This is a genomic window from Streptomyces sp. NPDC020192 (assembly GCF_044388685.1).
Taxonomy (GTDB): domain Bacteria; phylum Actinomycetota; class Actinomycetes; order Streptomycetales; family Streptomycetaceae; genus Streptomyces.
Genome location: NZ_JBIRXG010000021.1, coordinates 150,249 through 171,663, shown reverse-complemented (window position 1 = coordinate 171,663; position 21,415 = coordinate 150,249). Strand labels below are relative to the sequence as shown.

The following is a 21,415-nucleotide window of genomic DNA, read 5'->3' as shown; positions in this document are numbered from 1 at the left end:
GGTGACTCCGGACGGTGGTGCGGCCGGGGCAGGTGGGGGTCAGGGCCGGCGCGGGTCGAGCCGCATCGCGGTGGAGCTCGCCCCGGGGCCGGTGACGGTCTTGACGATCTCCATGGCGTAGCGCCCGTACGTGGCGCGGTACGCGGTGTCCACGGCGGCATTGATCCGCTGAGGGGCGTCCACGAGCGAGACGTCCTTCGACACACCGCCAGCCCGGATGTGCCCCTCCTGGCGGGCCCGGGTCGCGCGGTACCAGGCCGATCCGGGGCCATGGACCGCACGGACGTAGAGGCCGCCGTTCACATGGACGACCCCCAGCGTGCCGTGGCCGCGGTCCGGCTGACAGGCACTGGTGTGCCGGGGACCGGCGTTCCGTGGTGTGGCAGGGCACCCCACGACCTGTGCTGACCTGCGCGCCCGGCGGACCCGGGTCGCCCCGCAGGAGGCGGGTCTGCCGACCGGTGGCGGGCTGCGCCGCACCCCGGGCCTGCGCCGCGAGGAACTGGCCACGCTCGCCGGCATCAGCATCGACTAGTACGCCCGCCTGGAGCGCGGTACGGAGACCCATCCCAGCGCCTCCGTGGTCGACGCCCTGGCCCAGGCGCTGCGCCTGAACGACTCCGAGCGCCGGCACCTGCGGGAGCTGGCACTGGGCCCCGGCCGGCCCAAGGTGGTGCCCGCGACCGTGCCCGACCGCGCCCTGCCCGAGGGCGTGGAGTGGCTGATGGAGAGCATGCGTCCGCACCCCGTCTATGTCGTGGGACGCTCCTTCGACCTGCTCGCCGCGAATCCCGGCGGGCTGGCGCTCTTCGCCGGGCTGGAGGAGTGGCCCGCGGAGCGGCGCAACCTGGCCCGGTACGTCGTCCACACCCGGCGGCCCGCGATCTGTTCGGTGACTGGGAGAACGCCGTACGCTCCGTCGTGGCGTGGCTGCGAGGCCTGCGCGGAGTCGAGCCGGACGCCCCCGACCTGGTCACCCCTCATCGACGAACTGTCCGACAGAAGACCGGAGTTCGCCCGAGCATGGGAGAAGTACGACGTCGTCGGCGACACCCGGGGCCGCCGCCTCTTCCACCACCCCGAGGTCGGTGACATCACCCTCGGCTTCCCGGGCATGACCCTGAACGGCACCCACGGGCAGTTCCTGGTCGCCTTCTTCGCCGAACCCGGCACCCCGGACCACGACGCGATGGTGCTCCTGGACCAACTGTCGGCGAAGGAACGGCACGGGCAGACCTCGTCCTCGCCCTCTCCGGCGCCGGCGTAGGCATCAGTCCGTCGGCGTCGGCGTCCGGACCCGACTTCCCACCGCGCCGAATTCGCGCGACAGGACACGAAGGCTCTGGAACGCTACGGGCCTGGGCCCGCGGCCCGGACACGACAACCGGATGCCACCATCCGCACGGGCACTCGATGGGTGATCGATGAGTTTCATGCTTGAGGGACCGGCTCTGGAAGGCGCGCTCGTGCGCCTGGAGCCGCTGGATCACCGCCATGCGGCGGACTTGGCCGTGGCGGCGGAAGAGGACCGGAACTCCTATCGGTTCACGTGGGTGCCCACGGCGTCCGAGGTCGAGGGATACATCGATGCCCAGCTCGCCCGTGCCGCCGCCGGGAAGCTGGCCCCGTACGCACAGGTGGAGGTGGCGTCGGGGCGCGCGATCGGGGCCACGGCCTACTGGGATCCGAGGCTGTGGCCGACGACCGGCGAACTGTGCGCGATCGAGGTCGGTTTCACCTGGCTTGCGGCATCGGCCCAGGGCACGGGCGTGAACACCGAGGCCAAGTACCTGTTGTTCCGGCACGCGTTCGAGAACTGGCGCGTGGCACGCGTCGACTTGAAGACCGACGCCCGCAACAGCCGGTCGAGGGCCGCGATAGCAGGGGTGGGCGCACAGTTCGAGGGCGTGCTGCGGAACTGGTCCCGGTCCTGGGTGCCCGGCGAGGACGGTCGGCTGCGTGACTCCGCCATCTTCTCGATCACCACGGAGGAGTGGCCGGACTGCCGAGCGAGGCTCGAACAGCGCATGGCACGCGGCTTCGAACGCAGGCAACCTCCTGCAGCGTGACCCGGTGCCGGCCAGTGTAAGGAGACCCCCACACGCGGGAAAGGCGCGTGGGGTGCCCTGGCACTCCACCGAACAGCGCTCCCTGGCCCAGCCCGGCCTGCCACGCGGCGAGCGACGGCGGCAGGCTTGCTGATCGTGGATGAGGGACCCGCCCCCGTCGGCCCCTTTCCCCCTGGTCCCACCGGCTCTGGAGAAACCCCATGCTCAGCGTCGACGCGTACGGGGCCTCCTCCGCGACCGCACCCCTCGCTCGCGCCCGGATCGAGCGTCGCGACCTCGGCCCGCGCGACGTGCTGATCGAGATCATGTACTGCGGCGCACTCCGACATCAGCTGGGTGCGCGGTGAGTGGGGGCCGCGGACCTACCCGGTCGTCCCCGGCCACGAGATCGCCGGTGTGGTGGGCGCCGTGGGTTCGGAGGTGGAGAAGTACCGGGTCGGTGACCGGGTCGGCGTCGGCTGCCTGGTCGACTCCTGCCGGGAGTGCGCCCACTGCGTGCGCGGCGAGGAGCAGTACTGCCTGCGGGGCAACACCTTCACCTACGGCGTGGTCGGCCGAGACGGCACCCTCACCCAGGGCGGCTACTTCACCCACGTCGTCGTCGACGAGGACTTCGTGTTGCGCATCTCCGACGGCCTCGCCCTGGACGAGTCGGCGCCGCTGCTGTGTGCGGGCGCCACGACCTGGTGGCCGCTGGCGCACCGGGGAGCCGGGCCCGGCAAGAAGGTCGCCGTCATCGGCCTCGGCGGTCTCGGGCACATCGCGATCAAACTGGCGCGCGCCCTGGGCGCCGAGGTCACCGTCCTGTCCCGCACCCTGGCCAAGAAGGACGAAGGAATCAAGCTGGGCGCCGACGACTACCGCGCCACCGGCGACCCCGCCACCTTCGAGGACCTGGCGGGCACCTTCGACCTCATCGTCAACACCGTCAGCGGCCGCCTCGACATCGGCGCGCCCATGGGCCTGCTGGCCCTGGCCGGCGTCTTCGCCACCCTCGGCGCCTGCGGTGAACCCGCGATCACGCTCCCGACGTCGGCGGTGGCCACCAATCGGCCTGTCCGAGGCGGCCCCCGAGACGATCCGCCGTGCTCACGCCGTCCATCCGATCGCCGCCCTCCAGTCCGAGTACTCCCTGTGGACCAGGGACGTGGAGGCCGAAATCCTGCCGCTGATGCGGGAGTTAGGCATCGGGCTGGTGCCCTGGTCGCCGCTGGGCCACGGCTTCCTCACCGGCACGGTCCGCTCGACCGACCACTTCGCCACGAACGACCGGCGCGCCGACAACCCGCGTTTCACACCGGGGAACCTTCGGCGCAACCTCCGCATCGTCGAGGAGGTCGAGGCGGTCGCCGCCGAGGCCGGTGCCACCCCGGCCCAGGTCGCCCTGGCCTGGCTGCTCGCCCAGGGCGACGACATCGCGCCCATCCCCGGCACCAAGCGCGTCTCCCGCGTCGAGGAGAACACCGCCGCCGACGCCCTCACACTGACCGCCGGTCAGCTCGAGCGCCTGAACAACCTGACCCCGGCCGCGAGTGACCGCCTGCACGAGGCCGGCATGCGGCTGGTCCACCACTGAGGCCGCACGGGCGAACCGGTCTCGCGCGGCATTGCATCCGCAGTCGGCAAGCGGCAGCAGGACGGGCCTGGTCAGCCGGCGTGCCCCTGGTCCATGCTGGCCCCTGCCCGGCCCCGCACTTCCACAGGAGTCACCCCATGCCCAAGGCCCGCTTCGCCGTTCTCGGCGCCGGCAGTATCGGCTGTCACCTCGGCGGCCATCTCGTCGCCGCCGGACATGACGTGGCCTTCATCGGCCGGCCCGCCGGCATGGATGTGCTGCGCGAGCGGGGACTGACCCTCAGTACCTCCGTACGGCCGCCGGTCCACCTCGCGCCGGACCGGCTCACGTTGGCCACCGGCCCCGAGGCCGCGGCAGGCGCCGACTATGTGCTGGTCACGGTGAAGACCGCCGGCACCGAGGCCGCCGCGAAGGGCCTCGCCGCTCATCTCGCCCCGGACACCGTCGTGGTGAGCTTCCAGAACGGCCTGCACAACCCCGCCACGCTTCGAGCCGCGCTCCCCGGCCACACCGTGCTGGCCGGCATGGTGCCGTACAACGTGGTGCAGTCCCAGCCGGGCACCGTGCACCAGGGCATGCCGGGCAAGCTCATGACCGAGCCCGACGACACGCTCTTCGCCGCCTTCCGTGAGGCGGGCCTGGCCTTCGAGGCACGCACCGACATGTCCGAAGTGCAGCACGCCAAGCTGCTGATGAACCTCAACAACGCGATCAACGCCCTCTCCGGGCTGCCGCTGCGCGACCAGCTCGCCCAGCGGACGTACCGTCGTTGCCTCGCCCTGTGCCAGCGCGAGGCCCTCGCCGCGTACCGGGCGGCCGGGGTGGCTCCCGCCCGCCTCGGTCCCACCGCGCCCGGCGTCACCCCGTATGTACTGGGGCTGCCCGACGCCCTCTTCCGCCGGGTGGCGGCAGCGTCCCTCCGCATCGACGCCCACGCGCGCTCCTCGATGTGGGAGGACCTGCGGCGCGGCCGGTCCACGGAGATCGACTCCCTGCAGGGCGAGATCGTCGCCCTCGCCACCGCCCACGGGTTGAGCGCGCCCGTGAACGCACGCCTCGCCGCCCTGGTCCACGAGGCGGAGTCCAGCCCGCGCACATGGACGGGCCCGGAGCTGTACGCCGAACTCCGCGCGGCGCACTGAACCACGCGCGGAGCCTCCGGGTGACGTCCCCCATGACGCAGGTGCGGTTGCGTTGCGCCAGCGGGGGTTCAGAAGCCTTCCGTGGTGGCGGCGTGATCCGCTGCCTTCCGGACGGCGGGGATCAGCGCCGCGACCCGTTCGAGCTGGTCGCGCTGGGAGCGCAGGTCCAGGGCGCCGAGGCGTACGACGATGTGGCGGACGCCCGCGGCGACGTACTGTCCCAGGCGCTGGAGTACCTGGTCCGCGGAGCCGGTGACAACCGCCTGGATCGTTTCCAGCTCGTGCAGCGGCATGCCGTACGTGGCCCGCGCGTAGTCGTCCAGCGCACGACGGCCGCTCTCCATGTCGTCGTCGATCCGCACCGAGACGAACAGCGCGGGGGTGATGTCCTCGGCCGTACGCCCGGCGTCGGCCGCCGCTTTGCGGACATCGAGCAGGCCGGATGCGTAGACGGCGGGGTCAGGCGGGTAGGGGAGCCAGCCGTCGTACATCCGGCCGGTGCGCGCGAGTGCTGCGGGGGTCGCGCCGCCGAGCCAGATGGGCGGGCCGCCGGCTCGGGACGGCCTGGTCATGGGCGGGATGCCGGTGAACCGGAGGATCTCGCCGTGGAAGGAGTCGGCGCCCGCCCACAGGGCCCGCCACAGCGCGACCGTCTCGTCCAGGCGGGCGAAACGCCTCTGCCACGGCACCTCGGACAGCGTGTAGAAGGGCCGCCCGAAGCGGCCGGGGAAGCCGGCGCCGACGGTCACGGTGAGCCGGCCACCGGACAGCAGGTCGATCGACGCGAGTGACTGTGCGGTCTGGATCGGCCGACGCAGGAACGGCATCAGTGCCGCTGTGCCCAGCGTCACGGTCTCGGTCGCCGGGGCGAGCGCGGCCAGCATCGTGAGCGCCTCGATGCGCGGGCTGATCAGGGAATCGTTGACGAACAGCGAGGAGAAGCCCGAGCGTTCGGCGTGGCGGCCGAAGGCGATCAGCTCGCGAGGGTCGTCGGCCGGGCCCCACTGGGCGGTTCCGGTCGGAAGCAGTACACCGATGTCCATGCCGACGATGGTCACGACCGGAGCGGGGTGGCGACAATTCCCCGCAGGGAATGGCGGAAGACCCTCCGCCGCCGTTACAACAGGCCCGTGGACTTCCCTCGCGCGCTTCGTGACCGTCGTACCCGCCGTCATCTCAGCCAACTCGACCTGGCGCTGCGGGCAGGCACCACCCAGCGGTACCTCAGCTTCATCGAATCCGGCAGGTCCGTCCCCGGCCGGAACATGGTCGTGCGCCTGGCCGAGTCGCTGAAACTACCGCTGCGGGAGCGCAACGAGCTGCTGCTGGCCGCCGGTTACGCGCCCGCCTACCCCGAGAGCTCGCTCGACGACCCGGAGCTGGCCCCCGTGCGCACGGCGATCGACCACATCCTCCGCGGGCATCTGCCGTATCCGGCGCTGGTGTTGGACCGGCGCGGTGACCTCATCGCCGCGAACTCCGCGTTCGACCTGATCACCGAGGGCGCCGCCCCCCATCTGGTGGGTCCGGGCACGAACGTCTACCGCCTTGCGCTGCACCCCGACGGCCTGGCTCCCCGCATCCGCAACCTCGCCGAATGGGCGCAGCACATCCTGGCCCGCCTCGGCCACCTTCAGGAGCTGCACGCGGAGCTCGCCGGGTACGTCGCCGAGCTGGAGCCGTCCGACGCGCCACTCGGTTTCGCGGTTCCGCTCCGCCTGCGGTCCTCGTACGGTGAGCTGCGCCTGATGACGACCGTGACGACCTTCGCCACCGCCGTCGACGTGACACTCGCCGAGCTGAAGCTGGAGGCGTTCCTGCCGGCCGACCAGGCGACAGCCGAAGCGCTCTCGACGGCCACCAGGCCACTGGCCGCCGCCCCTACGGCACACGCCCCGGGAACACAGGGTCGGCCTTGATCCGGCCGTCGTCGTCGAGACAAGCCCGGGCTCGCGGTTCCTACCGTGGGGGAGTACTTCCTCCTCGTAGGATGTCGCGCTGCGGGCCGCGCGCCGCCGAGGTCCTGGCCCGGGAAGGAGAACGGCCGCATGACGCCTCCGCCTCGGGCTCCGTACGACGCCCCGTCCCCGCACGACGCCGACGCCCGGTCCCTTCTCGACGAGGCCCGCCTCCTGGCCCCTCGAGCGGTCGCCCTGCGCCGCACCCTGCACGCCGGCCCCGAGCTGGGCCTCGAGCTGCCGGACACACAGCGTCTGGTGCTGGACGCGCTCGACGGTCTCGGCCTGGAGATCCGTACCGGCCGGGCGCTGTCCTCCGTCACCGCCACCCTCGCCGGACCGGCCGACGGCCCCACGATCCTGCTGCGCGCCGACATGGACGCCTTGCCGGTGACCGAGGAGACCGGCGCGCCGTACGCCTCGCGCACCTCCGGACAGATGCACGCATGCGGGCACGACGCTCACATGGCGATGCTGGTGGGCGCCGCACGGCTCCTTACCGCGCGGCGCGAACGCATCGCCGGACGCGTGGTGTTCATGTTCCAGCCCGGCGAGGAGGGGCATCACGGCGCCCGCCAGATGATCGAGGAGGGTGTGCTGGAGGCGTCCGGACACCGGGCCGACGCCGCCTTCGCCCTCCATGTCCACCCCAACCTGCCCGCAGGCGCCCTGCGGCTGCGCCCCGGACCGCAGATGGCGGCCTCCGACCGGTTCCGGGTCCTCGTCCGCGGACGCGGCGGCCATGCCTCGGCGCCGCACACCGCCTGCGACCCGGTACCCGTGGCCTGTGAGATCGTGCTCGCCCTGCAGACGATGGTCACCCGCACCCTGTCCGCCGACGACCAGGCCGTTCTCAGCGTGACCCGCCTGACCGCGGGCACCGCCACGGGCGTCATCCCCGACACCGCCGAACTGGGCGGCACCCTGCGCACCGTGTCGGAGCCGACGCGGCTGCGGATGCACGAGGCGATCACCAGGGTGGCCCAGGGCGTGGCCGCCGCTCACGGAGCACAGGCCGAGGTGACCGTCACGCCGGGCTACCCCGTCACGGTCAACGACCCAGGCTTCACCGACTTCGTCCTGCGGACGGCCACGGAAACACTCGGAGCAGCGGCGGTGGACGTGCTGCCGACCCCGCACATGACGGCCGAGGACTTCTCCTACCTCCTCAAGGCCGTTCCCGGCGCCCTGGCCTTCCTCGGCGTGTGCCCGCCGGGCCTGGCACCGGATGAGGCCCCGTCACTGCACTCGCCCCGCATGACCATCGACGAGGACGTGATCGCCTCGGGCATCGCCTGCCACGCCTCCGTGGCCCTGGGCTTCCTCGCGGGCGGCGGACGGGAGACCGCGCCGTGACCCGTCTCCGCGAGGGCGGTGCGTCACACGTTGAGGGCGTCCAGGATGGACTCCATGGCGAGGACGCCGCCGAGGCCCAGGACCGAGAGCACGGTCGTGTAGGTGGTGCGTGCCTTGATCGCGTCGATGACGGACAGGTTGAAGTACTCCTTGAACATCCAGAATCCCGGGTCGTTGACGTGTGAGAAGGCGATCGATCCGCAGGAGACGGCGAGGACCATGATCTCCGGATGGACTCCGCTGCCGGCGAGCAGCGGCAGTGCCACGCCGGAGGCGGTGACGACGGCGACGGTCGCCGAGCCGAGGGCCACGCGGAGGATGGCCGCGATGAGCCAGGCGAGGATGATCGGCGACAGGGACCAGTCGGCGGTGGTGTGCTTGATGTAGTCCGCGATCCTGCCTTCCACGAGGACCTGCTTGAACGCGCCGCCCGCGCCGATCCCGAGCAGGATCATCGCCATCGCCTGGGCGGCCGACCGGCAGGAGGCGCTGACCTCGTCCAGGCTGCGCCCGATCCGTGGACCGAACGCCCAGATCGCGGCGGCCAGCGTGAGCAGCAGGGCGATGGGCGCCGAGCCGATGAAGGCGATGAAGTGCAGCACGGGCCCGATCCGGAGGCGGCCAGGCCGGTCACCGCGGCTCCGGCGATGAGCACCACGGGCAGCAGGGCCACCGACAGTGACCAGCCCATGCCCGGCTCTCCTCGTCGGTGAAGACGCGGTCACTCACCAGTCCGGTGGGTATGGAGGGGTTCATCTTCCGGACGAACGGCAGGCGGGGCCAGATCAGGGCGATGAGCGCGCCGACCGGGACGGCGATGAACAGGCCGTAGAACAGGGTCAGTCCGACCGAGGCGTGGAAGGTCGCGGCGACCGCGGTCGGCCCGGGGTGCGGCGGCAGGAAGCTGTGCATGGTGGACAGGGCGATCGACATCGGCAGCCCGACCCACAGCAGATTCGCCCGCGTGACGCGTACGAGGGTGAAGGCGACCGGCACGATGATGACGAAGGCCACTTCGTAGAACATGGTGACGCCGATCAGCATGGCCGACAGCACCATGGCGACCTGGACCCAGCGCGGGCCGCAGAGGTCGAGCAGCTTGCCGGCGATCCGCTGGGCGGCGCCGGAGTCGCCCATCACCCTGCCGACCATGGCGCCGAGCCCGATGGTGAGCATCGTGTCGCCGATCTGCCCGCCGATGCCCTTGGAGCGCACGTCGGGGATCTTCTCCAGCGGGATGCCCCGGACGAGGCCGACACCCACGGCCACGAACAACAGGGCGGCGAAGCCGTTGAGTCTCAGCTTCGTCATCAGGAAGAGCAGGATCAGTACGGCGATGGCTACGACAACAAGTGGCATGGGCCCGTTCCCCTTTGAACCGCGGTCGCCTCCATGAACGATGTCCTCATGCGCCTGAGGAAGTCGTTCATGTATGAGGATGGAGGCTATGGATGTGGGCGATCTCGGTCAATGGGCGTGCGTGGACCAAGATCTGACTTATCGTCCGCGGCGGTGAGCGTGTCACCGGACCTGTCGGCCGTGCTCCGTGGTCAGCGCCCGCTGCATGAGGAAGGTGTCGATCCAGCGGCCGTGTTTGTAGCCGACCTGCACGAGGTGGCCGGCATCGGTGAAGCCGAAGCGGCGGTGCAGGGCGCGGGAGGCGTCGCTGCCGGTGTCGGCGATGACGGCGATCATCTGCCGCATCCCGGCCCGGGCCGACTCGGTGATGACCGCTTCGAGCAGGGCCGTGCCCAGCCCCCGTCCGGTGGCGTCGGGCGCGAGGTAGAGGGTGTCCTCCACCGTGTTCCGGTACGCGGGCTTCGGGCGCCACGGAGACGCATAGGCGAAGCCGGCCACCGCGCCGTCCGACTCGGCGACGAGGAAGGGCAGTTTCCGCGCGGTCAGGTCGTCCAGCCGCCCCTCCCAGGCGGCGGCGGTCGGCGGGATCCCCTCGAAGGTGGCCACGCTGTGGCGGACGTAGTGCGTGTAGATGTCGGCGACGGCCTTGAGGTCGGAGGGGGTGGCCGGACGGACGGCCGGCTGGGGAGCTGTCATCACGGCACGCTCATTTCTCTATAGTGAAATTCACAGCTATTATAGAGGAATGCTGGATCTCGTGACCTTGGGTGGCCGTGTGCAGAAGGCGCGGCACGGACTCGGCCTGACCCTGCAGCAGCTGGCGGACGCGGCCGAGGTGAGCGTGAGCATGCTGTCGTCGGTCGAGCGCGGTCAGAAGGCGCCCACTGTCGTCGTACTCGCGCGCATCGCTGACGGCTTGGGCGTCCCTCTCGCCGAACTGGTGGCCGAGCCGCAGGATCTGCGTGTGATCGTGCGCCGGGCCGCCGAACAGGACATCGTCGAGGAGCCGGGCGGATGGCGTCGGACGATCCTGACCCCGGTGGTACCCGGCGTGAACTTCGAATGGATCCGCACGGTCCTGCCCCCGGGCTGCGACGCCGGCCAGTACCCCGCCTATGCGTCGGGCTCGCACGAGTTCATCGCCGTCGAATCCGGCACCCTGCGCCTCACGCTCGCCGACCGAGCCGTGGACCTCGGTGCCGGCGACTCGGTGTACTTCGCCGCCGACGTCGTCCACGGCTATGCCAACGCCGGACCGACGCCGTGCGCTTACCATGTCGCGGCCCTCATCATGCGTCCCCGGGCCGCCCGGTAGGCTGACTCGCGTCGGGCGTGGGTGGAGCCCGCACCCGGGAAGGATGCGGGCTCTCGGTATCACGGGGGTGGAGCGGTCAGCCGCATTCGACGCGGTCGATCTCGTCGTACGCCGCCGCCTCGTATTCATCGCCGTTGTACGTCTCGATGAACCCGTTGGTCACGCCCTGGTAGTCGTGCGTGCCCGTTCCCGTGCAGTCCACCCAGATGTAGGTGTCGAGAGACGAACTGTCGTCGGTGTCGAAGGTCTGCGCATACAGCTCCTCCCAGCCCCACCACCGGGACCAGGCCAGGCCGCTGTGCATCTGAATGTCCAGCACCTGGTAGAGGCACGAGGTCAGCGAGGAGTTGTAGATCCTGTTGCCCTCGCGGTACACGAGAACCCACAGGCCACACCCCGTGGGATAGGCATCGGGACTCGCCGCTGCCTTTCCGCTCGGCTTACCTCCGTAGGGGAGTCTGTCGAGAACGTCCCCCGAGGACTTCGCTTTCTTGGACACCTTTTCATACGGGGCCGAGGTGACGTCGAGGATCTTCGCGCCCCTGGCCCTCAATTCGGCGATACGCTTTTCCACCTGCTTGGGCAGTGGTGCGGTGGTGCGGTTCGTGCCCGAACCGTTCGTCGCCGCCTGGGCTTGTGCCGGGCCGACCGCCAGCAGTGCGAGAACACTCGCTATTGCGGCCAGAAGGAAAATGACGCGCCGTTTCACTTGTTTTTCCCCCTGAATCAGTGATCTTTTCGGGATCGCTGTCGGGGGGTAACGCTAGTCGCATCAATGGCGAATCGGCGCTTTCTTCACACTCTCTTTTTTACTCGCCATCAGCTGGAATGGCGCGTTCTTGTCCACTTCCGGGGCCGGCGGGCGGGTCGACGCGAGGTTCGCGGATCCCGTCTCCCTCTCCGCCCTCGTCGTCATGAATATCACCGCGGGGCGTGTCCTCACGCTCCGGCCAGGTATTCTCTTCCGGAAGATGAGAACGGAACAGCAGATTCCTGTTTACTTTGATCTCCTTCATGCGATCATCCCCTCCGTGGCGCGATCTCGTCGTGCTCTCGTCTTGTCTGTCTCAATTATATCGACGCGCTTCGGAGCCTTCCGGTGCGCGAATTGCACATTGTTCACCCGACGGTCACAGGCATTCAATTCCCGTCGCGACTTCGGCACCAAGGTGACCCGTCTCCATCCTGGGGTGGAGATCGGTGGGGGCGTGTCCATCGACCCGTGGGTGGTGGTGATCCATCGCGCTCGCGGAGCACTCTTGAGGCATGGGATCGCTTCACTCGGCACTCGTCACGCTCATCGGAATCTGCGGCCTGATCTTTTATGCCGCCTGGATCGCGGGCGCCCTCTACTTCGGTGTGAAGAGCCACGCCGGCCTGCGCGGCTGGTGGCATGGACAGCGTCGTACGGTGCCCCGCCGGGTCCTCCTGATCGCGGGTGTCTACGTGTTCTCGATACTGCTCGACCACTCCCGGGGCTTCTGGCGGCATCTGCGGTACTGGCAGCCCGAGCTGGCCCTGCTGGGCGCTGCGCTCGCCGTCGCCTCCACCGCCCTGCTGCTGTGGGCCCGGTGGGTGCTGGGCACCATGTGGGCCAGCGTTCCCACGGTCAAGGAACACCACGAGCTACGCACGGACGGTCCCTACGGGCTGGTTCGCCACCCCATCTACACAGGTCTGCTCGGCCTCGTCATCGGCGGCATGCTGGCCTGTGGCTTCGGCGTCTGGGTCGCGTTCCCCATAGTCGCCGTTCCCTGGTTGCTGCTGCGGGTCCGGGCCGAGGACCGCCTGATGGCCGGCCGGTTCGGCGCGGTGTACGGGGCCTACCGCGCCCGCGTCCCGGCGCTGATCCCCTGGCCGCGTCCCGCCCAGGTGGGGGTGGGCCATGGAGACCGTGTGCGGCAGTAGTTGACGGTGTGGTCGTGTCAGGTCATCGATGAGCCAAGAGTGCTCTAAATCAAGGACGGCTGGTCCGGATTCCGGACGGAATCGTTGCGTACCGGCCAGCCATGGGTGAACCGAGCGTGGACGACGGAAGCGCCGGCGGGCACCGTGCGTGACGCCGGGCGTCGGGCCGGGGGCGCGGAGTGCGCGGATGGCAGCCGCCCCTGGCCTCCCGTCGTACCGGATGTCCGGCCGGAATCATTCCTTGTTGCGAGGAGAGCGCATCGCCATACTCGTCGGCGTTTGGCATGGGCACGTCCGACTCCCTTGCGGGTTGGGACGTCCCCGTGTCTGTCATCCCTCCGGCCCCGGCCCGTCGAGCGGACGGGGCAACCCCCACTGGAGGCTTCACATGGCGCAACGCCGAACAGCTCTCACCACCCGCGCGCTCACCGGAGCGAGTGTCGCGGTTCTCACGGCCGGCGCGGCTCTGCTCCCCGGCGCCGGCTCGGCCACAGCAGCCCCCGCTTCCGCGGCCACCCCGGCCGCGACCCGTGCCGCTTCCGCCGCGGCCCTCGTCGCACGACTGGGCGACCGTGCCGCCGGCTCCTACTACGACGCCGCGGCCCACCGGTTCGTCGTCAACATCACCGACCCGTCCGCGGCCGGCCAGGTGCGCGGCACCGGCGCCGTCCCCAGAACCGTCAGCTACTCCACCACCCAACTGCGAGCCGCGCTGGGCACGTTGACCCAGCGGGCCCGGATCGCGGGCACCGCCTGGTCGATCGACCCCCGTCGGGACAAGGTGGTCGTCACCGTCGACCCGACGGTCACCGGAGCCAAGCGCACCCGGCTGAACACCGTGGTCGACGCGCTCGGCGACAAGGTCGTCGTACGTCGCGCCGCCTCCGCGTTCAAGCCGCTCATCGCGGACGGCGACGCCATCTGGGGCAGCGGTGTGCGCTGCTCCCTCGGGTTCAACGTGTCCGTGAACGGAGCGCCGTACTTCCTGACCGCCGGGCACTGCGGCAACGCCTCCTCGACATGGTCCGACTCGCAGGGCGGCGGCGAGGTCGGCCAGACCGTCGACTCGCAGTTCCCCGGCACCGACTACGCCCTCGTCCAGTACGACGACTCGAGCAGCGACCACGCGAGCGTCGTCGACCTCTACGACGGCAGCAGCCAGCAGATCACCCACGCCGCCGACGCCTACGTGGGCGAGTCGGTCCAGCGCAGCGGCAGCACCTCCGGCCTCCACGGCGGCTCGGTCACCGGGCTCGACGCGACCGTGAACTATGAGGAGGGCTCGGTCTCCGGGCTCATCGACACCGATGTGTGCGCCGAGCCTGGCGACAGCGGCGGCGCGCTCTTCGACGGCGACGCGGCCATCGGGCTGACCTCGGGCGGCAGCGGTGACTGCACGTCCGGCGGCGAGACGTTCTTCCAGCCGGTGCCGGCGGCGCTGAGCGCGGAAGGAGCCACTCTTCCGTAACCGGAGGCCGACCGCGACTCCGTGACCGAGTCGCGCGTACACACGCCTCAACCAGCCCTGTTGTGGGGCTGGTTGAGGCTTCCTCACGTCGGGGGTGCGGCGGGTCCGCCGATCACCATCTGGAAACCCCATTCGTCACACGCGTTTCAGACGTCGGCGATTCGGCCAATCCTCACCGCCCCAGGGCGGCTTCATCACGGCGGCCACGCGTTCGACCCCTTGCGATTCAAGGGGTCCAGCACGTCCGGAATCGAGTGCGTTCGAATCTCGGGGAGCGTCGTTATGCCGGGCACCGCCGAACCATCCAGGTGCGGCGCCGCTCCCAAGGAGGAACGCAGGTGACCGTGACCGACGCCTCGACGGCACACGCGGAGACCCCGCCCCCACCACCCCCGGCCGCCATCACCTTCGAGGGGAAGCAAGGAAAGAATCCCCTGGAAGACGCCGGCTTCACGGCCATGTGCCGCCGGCTTCCGTCCGTGCTCGGGCACACCGCGCGGATGGCGTGGGCCGTCGACAGGACCGGCGTCGTACTGCTCCTCGTCTGTCAGTTGCTCACCGGCGTCGCGGCCGCGGTCGTCCTCACGTCGACGGCCCAGGCGATGAGACACATCCTCGGCACCGGCACGGTCTCCGAACGCCTGCACGCCGCACTGCCCGCTCTCGTCGCGGTGACCACCGCCGCGGGGATCGGCCGCATCAGCGGCGCCCTGTCCTCCTACGCCGACGGGCGCATCACACCCCTGCTGATGACCGAGGCGGACATCGCCCTCGTGCATGCCGTGTGCCGCGTGGAGTCGTCCGCATACGGCGAGGACGGATTCGCCGACCGGCAGGAAGCCGCCGAAGTCGGTGTCACCCGGAGCCGGACGATGGTGCAGGACGCCCAACGCCTCATGTCCGCCCTGATCCGCATGATCGCGGCGAGCGGGGTCATCACCGCGCTGCACCCGCTGATGCTGCCGCTGCTTCTCCTGGCCGTGCTCCCGGCCGGCGCCGGAGCCGTGCTGTCCGCGCGCGTCGACTACGAGACCTACTATCTCAACGTCGGTGACCGCAACGTGCGCTCCATGATGCGCTGGTGGGCCACCTACTCCCGCTACGGCGACGAGGTCCGCGCCAACGGCATGTCCGGCTACCTCCTCTACTGGTACCGAGCCCTGTCCGACCGGATCGACCGGCGCACCCTGACCGCCGCCCCGCGGATGCTGCGTATCGTTCTCGCCACCAGCACCCTGGGCGGGATCTTCCTGCTGTGCACCTGGACCGCCCTCGCCTGGCTGGCCGCCACCGGCCGCGTCGCCCTGCCCGTCGCGGCCACCGCCGTCGTCGCCGTCCAGACCACACTGGCCGCGCTCTCCCAGTTCGTCATCTACGGCGCCGCGATGTTCCACACCTCGCTCTACCTGGCGGACATGCGGTCCTTCCTCGACATGGCCGCAGAACGCGCCCCCAGGCGAGGAGAACTGACCATCCCGGAACGCGTGGACGAGATCCGCCTGGACGACGTCGTGTACCAGTACCCAGGCAAGGAGGAGCCTGCCGTCGCCGGGGTGTCGCTCACGCTGCGCCGGGGAGAGATCCTGGCCGTCGTCGGCGAGAACGGCTCGGGCAAGTCGACCCTGACCAAGCTCATCACCGGCATCCTGCTCGCCGACAAGGGGCGAGTCGTATGGGACGGCATCGACCTGGCCCAGGCCGACCCCGACGCCGTGTGGCAACGAACCGCGCTCGTCCCACAGGGCTTCGCGTGCTGGCCCCTGCGCGCCCGCGAGAACATCACCCTCGGCCAGCCCAAGACGTACGACGACGGGCCGGTGTGGGATGTCGTCGACGCCGTCGGCATGCGGGAAGCGATCGAGAAACTGCCCCAGCGGCTCGACACCCTCCTTGCCAGAGAACTCTGGGGCGGCGCCGAGCTGTTCGGCGGGCAGTGGCAGCGACTCGTGTGCGGGCGGGCGTTGTACCGGCGGACGCCGCTGCTGATCCTGGACGAGCCGACCTCGCAGATGGACGCCCGCGGCGAGCACGCCATCTTCCTGGAGATCAAGCGGATCGCCGCCGGACGCATGACCATCGTCGTCACCCACCAGCTCGAGAACGTACGTTCTCCGGGGGTTCGGCCTGTTGCAGCAGCGGGGTGCTCAGGTTGATGCAGCTCAGCGTCGGTGGCCCGAGCTTATCCACCGCAACAGGTGTGGTGCTATCGCTGGATCGGGTGAGCTTGTGCGAGCGGGAGCGGATCGCCCACGCGGCCCAACTGCAGGTTCAAGCCGACTGACGGCACAGCGAACGGGACAGGGCCCGTCTGCCGGTCACGCTCGATCTGCCGCAGTCGGTTCGTTGTGCCTCAGCCAGGCGAGCGCTTCGGCGCGGTCTGCACGAGGATCGACCGTGAACCCGTCCTCCCTGGCGTTCGCCGTGTAGTCGAGCATGATGTCGAGGCGGTCCTTGACCAGGTGGCGGCAGGCGCCCTCGATGATGCCGGTGGCGATCGGCCAGCCGCGGGTCAGTGCGGTGTCGTATCGCAGGTAGGGGCTTTTGCTCCCCAGTTAGCCGCAGACCGCCTCGATGGTCTTGAGCTTGTCCTCGCCGAGGACGGCCGTCTTGGCGGCGGTACGGATGTCGGCAATGACCTGCTCGCTGTCGCCGGCCAGCACACGGCGGGCTTGGGCGGCGACCCAGCTCTCGGTGGCGGGGGCCAGGCCCTGCTCGCGCAGCTTCCTGGTCCGGCGCAGGATCTGGGTGCTGTGTATGTGTGGGGCGAGCATGCGCTGCAGATGGGTGGTGGCGACCTGCCGGTGCTGGTAGAGCGTGGCGGCGATCTGGTAGGTCAGGGCACCAGGCTCGGTGTGCTGTCCATGGCGAGGGGGCGTCGGGCCGGCCCGCCTGCACCGCGGCGGCGTTGACGGCGACCAGGGCCTGCACCGTCTGGGTCGTGATCGTCACCGCGCGCGGCGCGGTCATGTCGTCCCAACCCTCAGTCCTTCGTGACGGCGATACAGTCGACCTCGATGTCGAAGGGGCCCGTCCACTCCGGCACGCAGAAGAAGATGCGGGCAGGCGGGTTGTTCGGAAAAAAGCGCTTGTAGACCTCGTTGAAAGCGTTGAAGTGGTCGGCCGAGATGCACATTGCGTTGCACTTCAGCACATGGTCGAGGTCCGAGCCAGCGGCCTCGAGCGCCTTCTTAATCTGGGTGAGGATGAGCTCGACCTGGCGTTCGAACGGCGCGTTCGGGACGAGTTCCCCGGTGTCGGGGTCGAAAGGCGGCATACCCGAGATGAACACCATGTTGCCGGCCCGGGTACAGGTCGACACCGGCGCGCCCCACTTATCGAAATTGCTGTCGATGGGTTCGACCCGGATGATTTCCCGTTCCATGCGTTCGCTCCTTGTCTGTATGGCGTCAGTTAAGCCTGGATTTTTCGTGAAGGTCCGCCGATGAGTGCGTGCGAAACGCGAAAGTGTCTGTTCTGCAAGACACAATGATTTCTGAAGGGTTCCACGCGCCAGGCTGGGTACGAATCTCTGCTGACGGCCTGGGTGTCCTGTCGCATGTCGGGATGGGCATGGTGCGCGAACTCGCCGACCTGACCACACTTCCGGTGCAGGTCGCGGCCGTGCTCGCGGACACGTACAAGGGTCCGCGGGTGTACGAGCCGTGCGGTGTTCGCCGATCTGGTCGCCGCGGCCGCGCGGGCACTGGCGTGGGCGGTCGGTGCCGCAGCCGCCGCGGGTGGGTGGCTGCACATTGATGTCGATGCCACCATCACCATCGACCACTCCAACCAGAACACGACAGCGACCTGGAAGAAAAACTACGGCCACCACCCATTACCGGTATTCCTGGACCGCCCCGACATCGCCGACAGCGAAGCGCTCGCCAGGCTGCTCCGCGTGAGGAAAGCGCGCTCGAATACCGCCACCGGCCACATTACCGTGCTCGGGTGGGCGTTGCACGCGCACGTCGAAGGCTCGGCAAGCGATATCGCACGCCGCAGCGCGGATGCACTCTGGCGGAACCTGATCGACAATCGTCATGGGACGGCGGTGCGACAGCCCGCCTGACACATGTGCGCCACGGCAGCTCTCGGCGACGGACCCACTCTTCAGCGTGACGTCGACGATCACCGCCACGTGGCGAAACTCGTATCACGGTAATTAGCACCATGTGGTCGATATTTTGGACCTGTGCGCCCGTGATCGCTCGGGAACTCGTCCAACCTGGCCCACGAAGGATGCGCCATGACGACTATCGAGCTCTACCCCGATGACGTTCACAACCAGCGGACGATCCGCCAGGGGCACCCACCCGACTGGGTCAACCGCGAAGGTGGTGACTACGACCTGGTGGTGCTCGGCGGCGGACCGGGCGGCCTCACCGCCGCCATAACTGCTGCCGCAGGCGGGCACCGTGTCGCTATGACCGAGCAGCGACTGACCGGGGGCACCTGTGTCAACTTCGGCTGCACGCCGAGCAAAGCGCTGATTCGCTGCGCACGCGCGGTGCACGATGCGAGCCGCGGGGCCGAGTTCGGCTTTCGGCTCGACGCCCCACCCCAAACTGATTTCGGCTCGGTCATGGATCGGGTCCGCAAGATGCGTTCCCTCAGCAGCGCAGGCGATGCGGTCGAGGTGGCCGAGCAAGCGGGGGCGGAGGTCTACCTCGGGCACACGCGCTTCACCGCGCCGAATGCCATGGAGGTCGAGGGCAGGCCACTGCGATTTCGGACGGCCGTGATCGCCACCGGATCGGACCCCGTGGTGCCCCCCATCGAGGGACTGCGGACAGGCGAGTACCTGACCAACGAGACCGTCTTCTCACTGACCGAGCTGCCAGCCAGGCTGGTCGTCATCGGCAGCGGTCCGATGGGATGCGAGCTGGCCCAGGCCTTCCGCCGTCTCGGCAGCGAGGTGGACCTGGTCAGCCACTCCAGGACCCTGCTGCCCAATGATGAGCAGGAGGTCAGTGAGCTGATCCGTCGCCGGTTCGAGCAGGAGGGGCTAAGTCTCCATCTGGGGTTCAAGGCAGTACGGGCGGGCGCTGGCCGTTTGCTGGCGCAGGGCACCGGCGAGACGCGCGAGCTGCCCTATGACGCGCTGCTGTTCGGCACCGGCCGCAAGGCGCACGTGGAGCACCTGGGCCTGGGCGCGGCAGGGGTGCACGCCGACGGGGATGGCGTGGAGGTAGATGAATACCTGTGCACCAGCAACCCCAACATCTATGCCATTGGCGATGCAACCTTCCCGCAGAAGTTCACGCATGCGGCCAATGCGACAGCGCGGCTCTGTATCGCGAACGCGCTGGACGGAGCGCATCGCCCGGCACGAGAGCTCGTCATTCCCCACTGCACCTACACCGATCCCGAGGTGGCCGAGGTGGGCCTAACTCCGCGCCGAGCCCGCAACGAAGGTGTCGCCATCGACGCTTACCGGCTCGACCTGGACAAGGTGGCGCGGGCGTTCATCGACGGCGAGGAGGAGGGATTCGGGGCGATATACACGCGCAGCGGCAGCAGCGAGATCGCAGGAGCGACGCTTGTCGCAGCGCACGCCGGTGAGATGATCACCGAGCTTACGCTGGCAATCATGAACCAGGTGCCGCTGGAGGTGCTGGCCGACACGGTTCACTGCTACCCGACGCAGGCCCAGGTCTTCCAGGAGATCGCACTGCGGTACGCCAGAGCCCAGAGGTAGCTATTCAGCTTGGGTGACGGCCTGTTGGACGACGAACATTCAAGATCGCTAGGCTGCTTGATGTTGAGTCCGAGAGTGAGCCGACGCGCGAGGGGCTGCGAGGCGGAGTCTGTCCTGGTAGCGGGCTTGGTGGACACGACGGTGTTCCTGTTTGAGGTAGTAGGGGTCGAAGTCGCCGTTGCTGATCAGGGCTCGCAGTTTCAGGATGGCTTCGGCTCCGGCGAGTGACCAGCGGGCGCCGGTGATGTCGAGGCGGTCCTTGACCAGGTGGCGGCAGGTGCCCTCGGTGATGCCGGTGGCGATCGGCCAGTCGCGGGTCAGCGCCGCAGACCGCCTCGATGGTCTTGAGCTTGTCCTCGCCGAGGACGGCCGTCTTGGCGGCGGTACGGATGTCGGCGGTGACCTGTTCGCTGTCGCCGGCCAGCACACTGCGGGCTTGGGCGGCGACCCAACTCTCGGTGGCGGGGTCGTTCGCGGCATGGAAGCACCAGGCGGCTCTGCCGTTTGCCGATCCTGGTGCCGCAGCCGCGCTCGATCGCCCGCTGGGCGTCGTCGAAGCTGCCGCGCACCGCCTGCAGGGCAGCCAGCCGCCGTATTCCGTGGCTGGACCGCTCGGCAGGCAGGTTCAAGACGGCGTCCATCGGATGAAGGTTGGAGGCACCCAGCGCCCGGTAGGCGGTCCGGGTCACGGTCACCGTGCCGAACACCGCGGCCAGCAGCCGCTCATGCCCCGGCTCGATCCTGCGGCGCGTCACCTGATCCGTGCCCGTGACATGAGTCAGTCGCGGCTCGCGTATGGACCGCAAGTCCAGATGGTCCTGCAGCAGTCGTCGCATCACCTCCCGCCCGCGCGAAGCGATCAGGTCCTCCAACTGCGCGTGCATCAGCCGGTCCGCGGACTCGTCGTGCAAGTCCTCCACCAGCGCACCGAACAGGTTCCACGACGCCGCGAAGGACGTGATCACCTGCTCCAGACCAGCCGCCGAGTCCAACTCGCCCCCACCACGGCCCGCGTTCACGCGGTGGTCTCCACGGTGGCGCGAGCGACCAGCCCCGGCTCCACCTCGACCGGCGTCCCGTCGGCCACCAGACGCTTGAGCTTGGAACGCATCGCCTCGGTGTACCGCGCCTCCACCCCCGATGCCCAGGGCATCGCACACGTCCCGCGACCGCATCGGCCCCGAGGCCGTCACGAACACGGACACGATCCGCTGATGGACCGCCACATCGCGCAGTGACCCGCGCACTCCGAGCGCAGGACCACTCTGCGGCGCGACGTCCTCACCGGCAGTCTCCCCGCCCGGTTCACCGGCCAGTACCTCGGCCACCGTCCGTCTCGCGATCTCCAGCCTCGACAGCTCATCGCGGGCCGCATCCAGCCGATTGGCCACGTCCTGCGCCTTCGCCCGCAGCTCCTCCACCCGAGCCAGCGCCGCCGCCTCCCGGCGCTTCAACTGTTCCAACACTGATCCCACCCAAGGCTCCTTCGTGCCCGTACCCGGGCCGCCACCCCGACGGCCCCGACACCAGCACCCTAGGAACCCAACCCGCCCGAGACGGCAGATA

Annotated in this window: 21 protein-coding genes and 5 pseudogenes; 15 read left to right on the top strand and 11 right to left on the bottom strand. The window is 69.5% G+C overall.

Annotation, left to right across the window (positions count from 1 at the left end; all coding sequences use genetic code 11):
• Window positions 1-39: 39 nt before the first annotated feature.
• A complete protein-coding gene (locus ACH47Z_RS33835) occupies window positions 40-303 on the bottom strand; it encodes a DUF2255 family protein (RefSeq protein ID WP_399080607.1) in 264 nt (87 codons plus the stop codon).
• Window positions 304-379: 76 nt separating this feature from the next.
• On the opposite strand from ACH47Z_RS33835, the gene ACH47Z_RS33830 reads away from it, so the two are divergent.
• The 7 genes and pseudogenes from ACH47Z_RS33830 (at window position 380) to ACH47Z_RS33800 (ending at window position 4,787) form a co-directional block, all read left to right on the top strand.
• Window positions 380-535 (top strand): hypothetical protein, encoded by a 156-nt coding sequence (locus ACH47Z_RS33830; RefSeq protein ID WP_399080605.1) that lies wholly within the window; start codon window positions 380-382, stop codon window positions 533-535.
• Between the two features lie 45 nt (window positions 536-580).
• The gene (locus tag ACH47Z_RS33825; protein WP_399080603.1) at window positions 581-1,267 is read left to right on the top strand and encodes a transcriptional regulator; all 687 of its coding nucleotides are present in this window, start codon (window positions 581-583) and stop codon (window positions 1,265-1,267) included.
• Between the two features lie 157 nt (window positions 1,268-1,424).
• On the top strand, window positions 1,425-2,069 hold the full coding sequence (locus ACH47Z_RS33820; protein WP_399080601.1) for a GNAT family N-acetyltransferase: 645 nt from the start codon (window positions 1,425-1,427) through the stop codon (window positions 2,067-2,069).
• A 200-nt stretch (window positions 2,070-2,269) separates the two neighbouring features.
• Window positions 2,270-2,416 (top strand): hypothetical protein, encoded by a 147-nt coding sequence (locus ACH47Z_RS33815; protein ID WP_399080599.1) that lies wholly within the window; start codon window positions 2,270-2,272, stop codon window positions 2,414-2,416.
• Window positions 2,406-3,062: pseudogene (locus tag ACH47Z_RS33810) on the top strand (NAD(P)-dependent alcohol dehydrogenase); the annotation flags it as partial. The gene ACH47Z_RS33815 and the pseudogene ACH47Z_RS33810, both read left to right, overlap by 11 nt.
• 55 nt (window positions 3,063-3,117) lie before the next feature.
• Window positions 3,118-3,645 (top strand): annotated as a pseudogene (locus tag ACH47Z_RS33805) (aldo/keto reductase); the annotation flags it as partial.
• A gap of 137 nt (window positions 3,646-3,782) precedes the next feature.
• Window positions 3,783-4,787 (top strand): 2-dehydropantoate 2-reductase, encoded by a 1,005-nt coding sequence (locus tag ACH47Z_RS33800; protein ID WP_399080597.1) that lies wholly within the window; start codon window positions 3,783-3,785, stop codon window positions 4,785-4,787.
• 68 nt (window positions 4,788-4,855) lie between these two features.
• Here the strand turns inward: ACH47Z_RS33800 and ACH47Z_RS33795 are convergent, their stop codons facing one another.
• Window positions 4,856-5,830 carry an LLM class flavin-dependent oxidoreductase gene (locus ACH47Z_RS33795; RefSeq protein ID WP_399080595.1) on the bottom strand — a complete coding sequence of 325 codons (975 nt, stop codon included), beginning with the start codon at window positions 5,828-5,830 and terminating at the stop codon, window positions 4,856-4,858.
• Between the two features lie 87 nt (window positions 5,831-5,917).
• Here ACH47Z_RS33795 and ACH47Z_RS33790 point away from each other — a divergent pair, with 87 nt between their 5' ends.
• Together ACH47Z_RS33790 and ACH47Z_RS33785 are read left to right on the top strand one after the other, a co-directional pair.
• Window positions 5,918-6,706, top strand: coding sequence for a helix-turn-helix domain-containing protein (locus tag ACH47Z_RS33790; protein WP_399080593.1), 789 nt, complete (start codon window positions 5,918-5,920; stop codon window positions 6,704-6,706).
• Between the two features lie 129 nt (window positions 6,707-6,835).
• Window positions 6,836-8,101 carry a M20 family metallopeptidase gene (locus tag ACH47Z_RS33785; protein WP_399080591.1) on the top strand — a complete coding sequence of 422 codons (1,266 nt, stop codon included), beginning with the start codon at window positions 6,836-6,838 and terminating at the stop codon, window positions 8,099-8,101.
• Between the two features lie 23 nt (window positions 8,102-8,124).
• Here the strand turns inward: ACH47Z_RS33785 and ACH47Z_RS33780 are convergent.
• Both ACH47Z_RS33780 and ACH47Z_RS33775 read right to left on the bottom strand, forming a co-directional pair.
• Window positions 8,125-9,460 (bottom strand): annotated as a pseudogene (locus tag ACH47Z_RS33780) (gluconate:H+ symporter).
• A 162-nt stretch (window positions 9,461-9,622) separates the two neighbouring features.
• Window positions 9,623-10,156: a GNAT family N-acetyltransferase gene (locus ACH47Z_RS33775; protein WP_399080589.1), complete on the bottom strand. Its 534-nt coding sequence runs from the start codon at window positions 10,154-10,156 to the stop codon at window positions 9,623-9,625.
• Between the two features lie 49 nt (window positions 10,157-10,205).
• On the opposite strand from ACH47Z_RS33775, the gene ACH47Z_RS33770 reads away from it, so the two are divergent.
• A complete protein-coding gene (locus tag ACH47Z_RS33770) occupies window positions 10,206-10,775 on the top strand; it encodes a helix-turn-helix domain-containing protein (RefSeq protein ID WP_399080587.1) in 570 nt (189 codons plus the stop codon).
• A 76-nt stretch (window positions 10,776-10,851) separates the two neighbouring features.
• Here the strand turns inward: ACH47Z_RS33770 and ACH47Z_RS33765 are convergent, their stop codons facing one another.
• Both ACH47Z_RS33765 and ACH47Z_RS33760 read right to left on the bottom strand, forming a co-directional pair.
• Window positions 10,852-11,484, bottom strand: coding sequence for a hypothetical protein (locus ACH47Z_RS33765; protein ID WP_399080585.1), 633 nt, complete (start codon window positions 11,482-11,484; stop codon window positions 10,852-10,854).
• Window positions 11,485-11,584: 100 nt separating this feature from the next.
• Window positions 11,585-11,791, bottom strand: coding sequence for a hypothetical protein (locus tag ACH47Z_RS33760; protein WP_399080583.1), 207 nt, complete (start codon window positions 11,789-11,791; stop codon window positions 11,585-11,587).
• Between the two features lie 250 nt (window positions 11,792-12,041).
• Here ACH47Z_RS33760 and ACH47Z_RS33755 point away from each other — a divergent pair, with 250 nt between their 5' ends.
• The 3 genes from ACH47Z_RS33755 (at window position 12,042) to ACH47Z_RS33745 (ending at window position 16,304) form a co-directional block, all read left to right on the top strand.
• Window positions 12,042-12,683: a methyltransferase family protein gene (locus tag ACH47Z_RS33755; protein WP_399080581.1), complete on the top strand. Its 642-nt coding sequence runs from the start codon at window positions 12,042-12,044 to the stop codon at window positions 12,681-12,683.
• 388 nt (window positions 12,684-13,071) lie between these two features.
• Window positions 13,072-14,151 (top strand): S1 family peptidase, encoded by a 1,080-nt coding sequence (locus ACH47Z_RS33750; RefSeq protein WP_399080579.1) that lies wholly within the window; start codon window positions 13,072-13,074, stop codon window positions 14,149-14,151.
• Window positions 14,152-14,495: 344 nt separating this feature from the next.
• Window positions 14,496-16,304: an ATP-binding cassette domain-containing protein gene (locus tag ACH47Z_RS33745; RefSeq protein ID WP_399080637.1), complete on the top strand. Its 1,809-nt coding sequence runs from the start codon at window positions 14,496-14,498 to the stop codon at window positions 16,302-16,304.
• Window positions 16,305-16,703: 399 nt separating this feature from the next.
• On the opposite strand, the gene ACH47Z_RS33740 is transcribed toward ACH47Z_RS33745, so the two are convergent.
• Both ACH47Z_RS33740 and ACH47Z_RS33735 read right to left on the bottom strand, forming a co-directional pair.
• Window positions 16,704-16,922, bottom strand: coding sequence for a hypothetical protein (locus ACH47Z_RS33740; protein ID WP_399080577.1), 219 nt, complete (start codon window positions 16,920-16,922; stop codon window positions 16,704-16,706).
• A 209-nt stretch (window positions 16,923-17,131) separates the two neighbouring features.
• Complete coding sequence (locus ACH47Z_RS33735; RefSeq protein WP_399080575.1) at window positions 17,132-17,533, bottom strand: RidA family protein; 402 nt, start codon at window positions 17,531-17,533, stop codon at window positions 17,132-17,134.
• A 104-nt stretch (window positions 17,534-17,637) separates the two neighbouring features.
• Here ACH47Z_RS33735 and ACH47Z_RS33730 point away from each other — a divergent pair.
• Window positions 17,638-18,109: pseudogene (locus ACH47Z_RS33730) on the top strand (IS1380 family transposase); the annotation flags it as partial.
• Between the two features lie 288 nt (window positions 18,110-18,397).
• A complete protein-coding gene (locus ACH47Z_RS33725; protein WP_399080573.1) occupies window positions 18,398-19,849 on the top strand; it encodes an FAD-dependent oxidoreductase in 1,452 nt (483 codons plus the stop codon).
• A 48-nt stretch (window positions 19,850-19,897) separates the two neighbouring features.
• Here ACH47Z_RS33725 and ACH47Z_RS33720 read toward each other — a convergent pair.
• From ACH47Z_RS33720 to ACH47Z_RS33710, 3 genes and pseudogenes are all read right to left on the bottom strand, one after another.
• Window positions 19,898-20,170, bottom strand: a pseudogene (locus ACH47Z_RS33720) (hypothetical protein); the annotation flags it as partial.
• Window positions 20,167-20,868 (bottom strand): hypothetical protein, encoded by a 702-nt coding sequence (locus ACH47Z_RS33715; RefSeq protein ID WP_399080643.1) that lies wholly within the window; start codon window positions 20,866-20,868, stop codon window positions 20,167-20,169. The gene ACH47Z_RS33715 and the pseudogene ACH47Z_RS33720, both read right to left, overlap by 4 nt.
• The gene (locus ACH47Z_RS33710) at window positions 20,865-21,002 is read right to left on the bottom strand and encodes a hypothetical protein (protein ID WP_399080571.1); all 138 of its coding nucleotides are present in this window, start codon (window positions 21,000-21,002) and stop codon (window positions 20,865-20,867) included. The genes ACH47Z_RS33715 and ACH47Z_RS33710 overlap by 4 nt, the downstream gene beginning before the upstream one ends.
• Window positions 21,003-21,415: the final 413 nt, after the last annotated feature.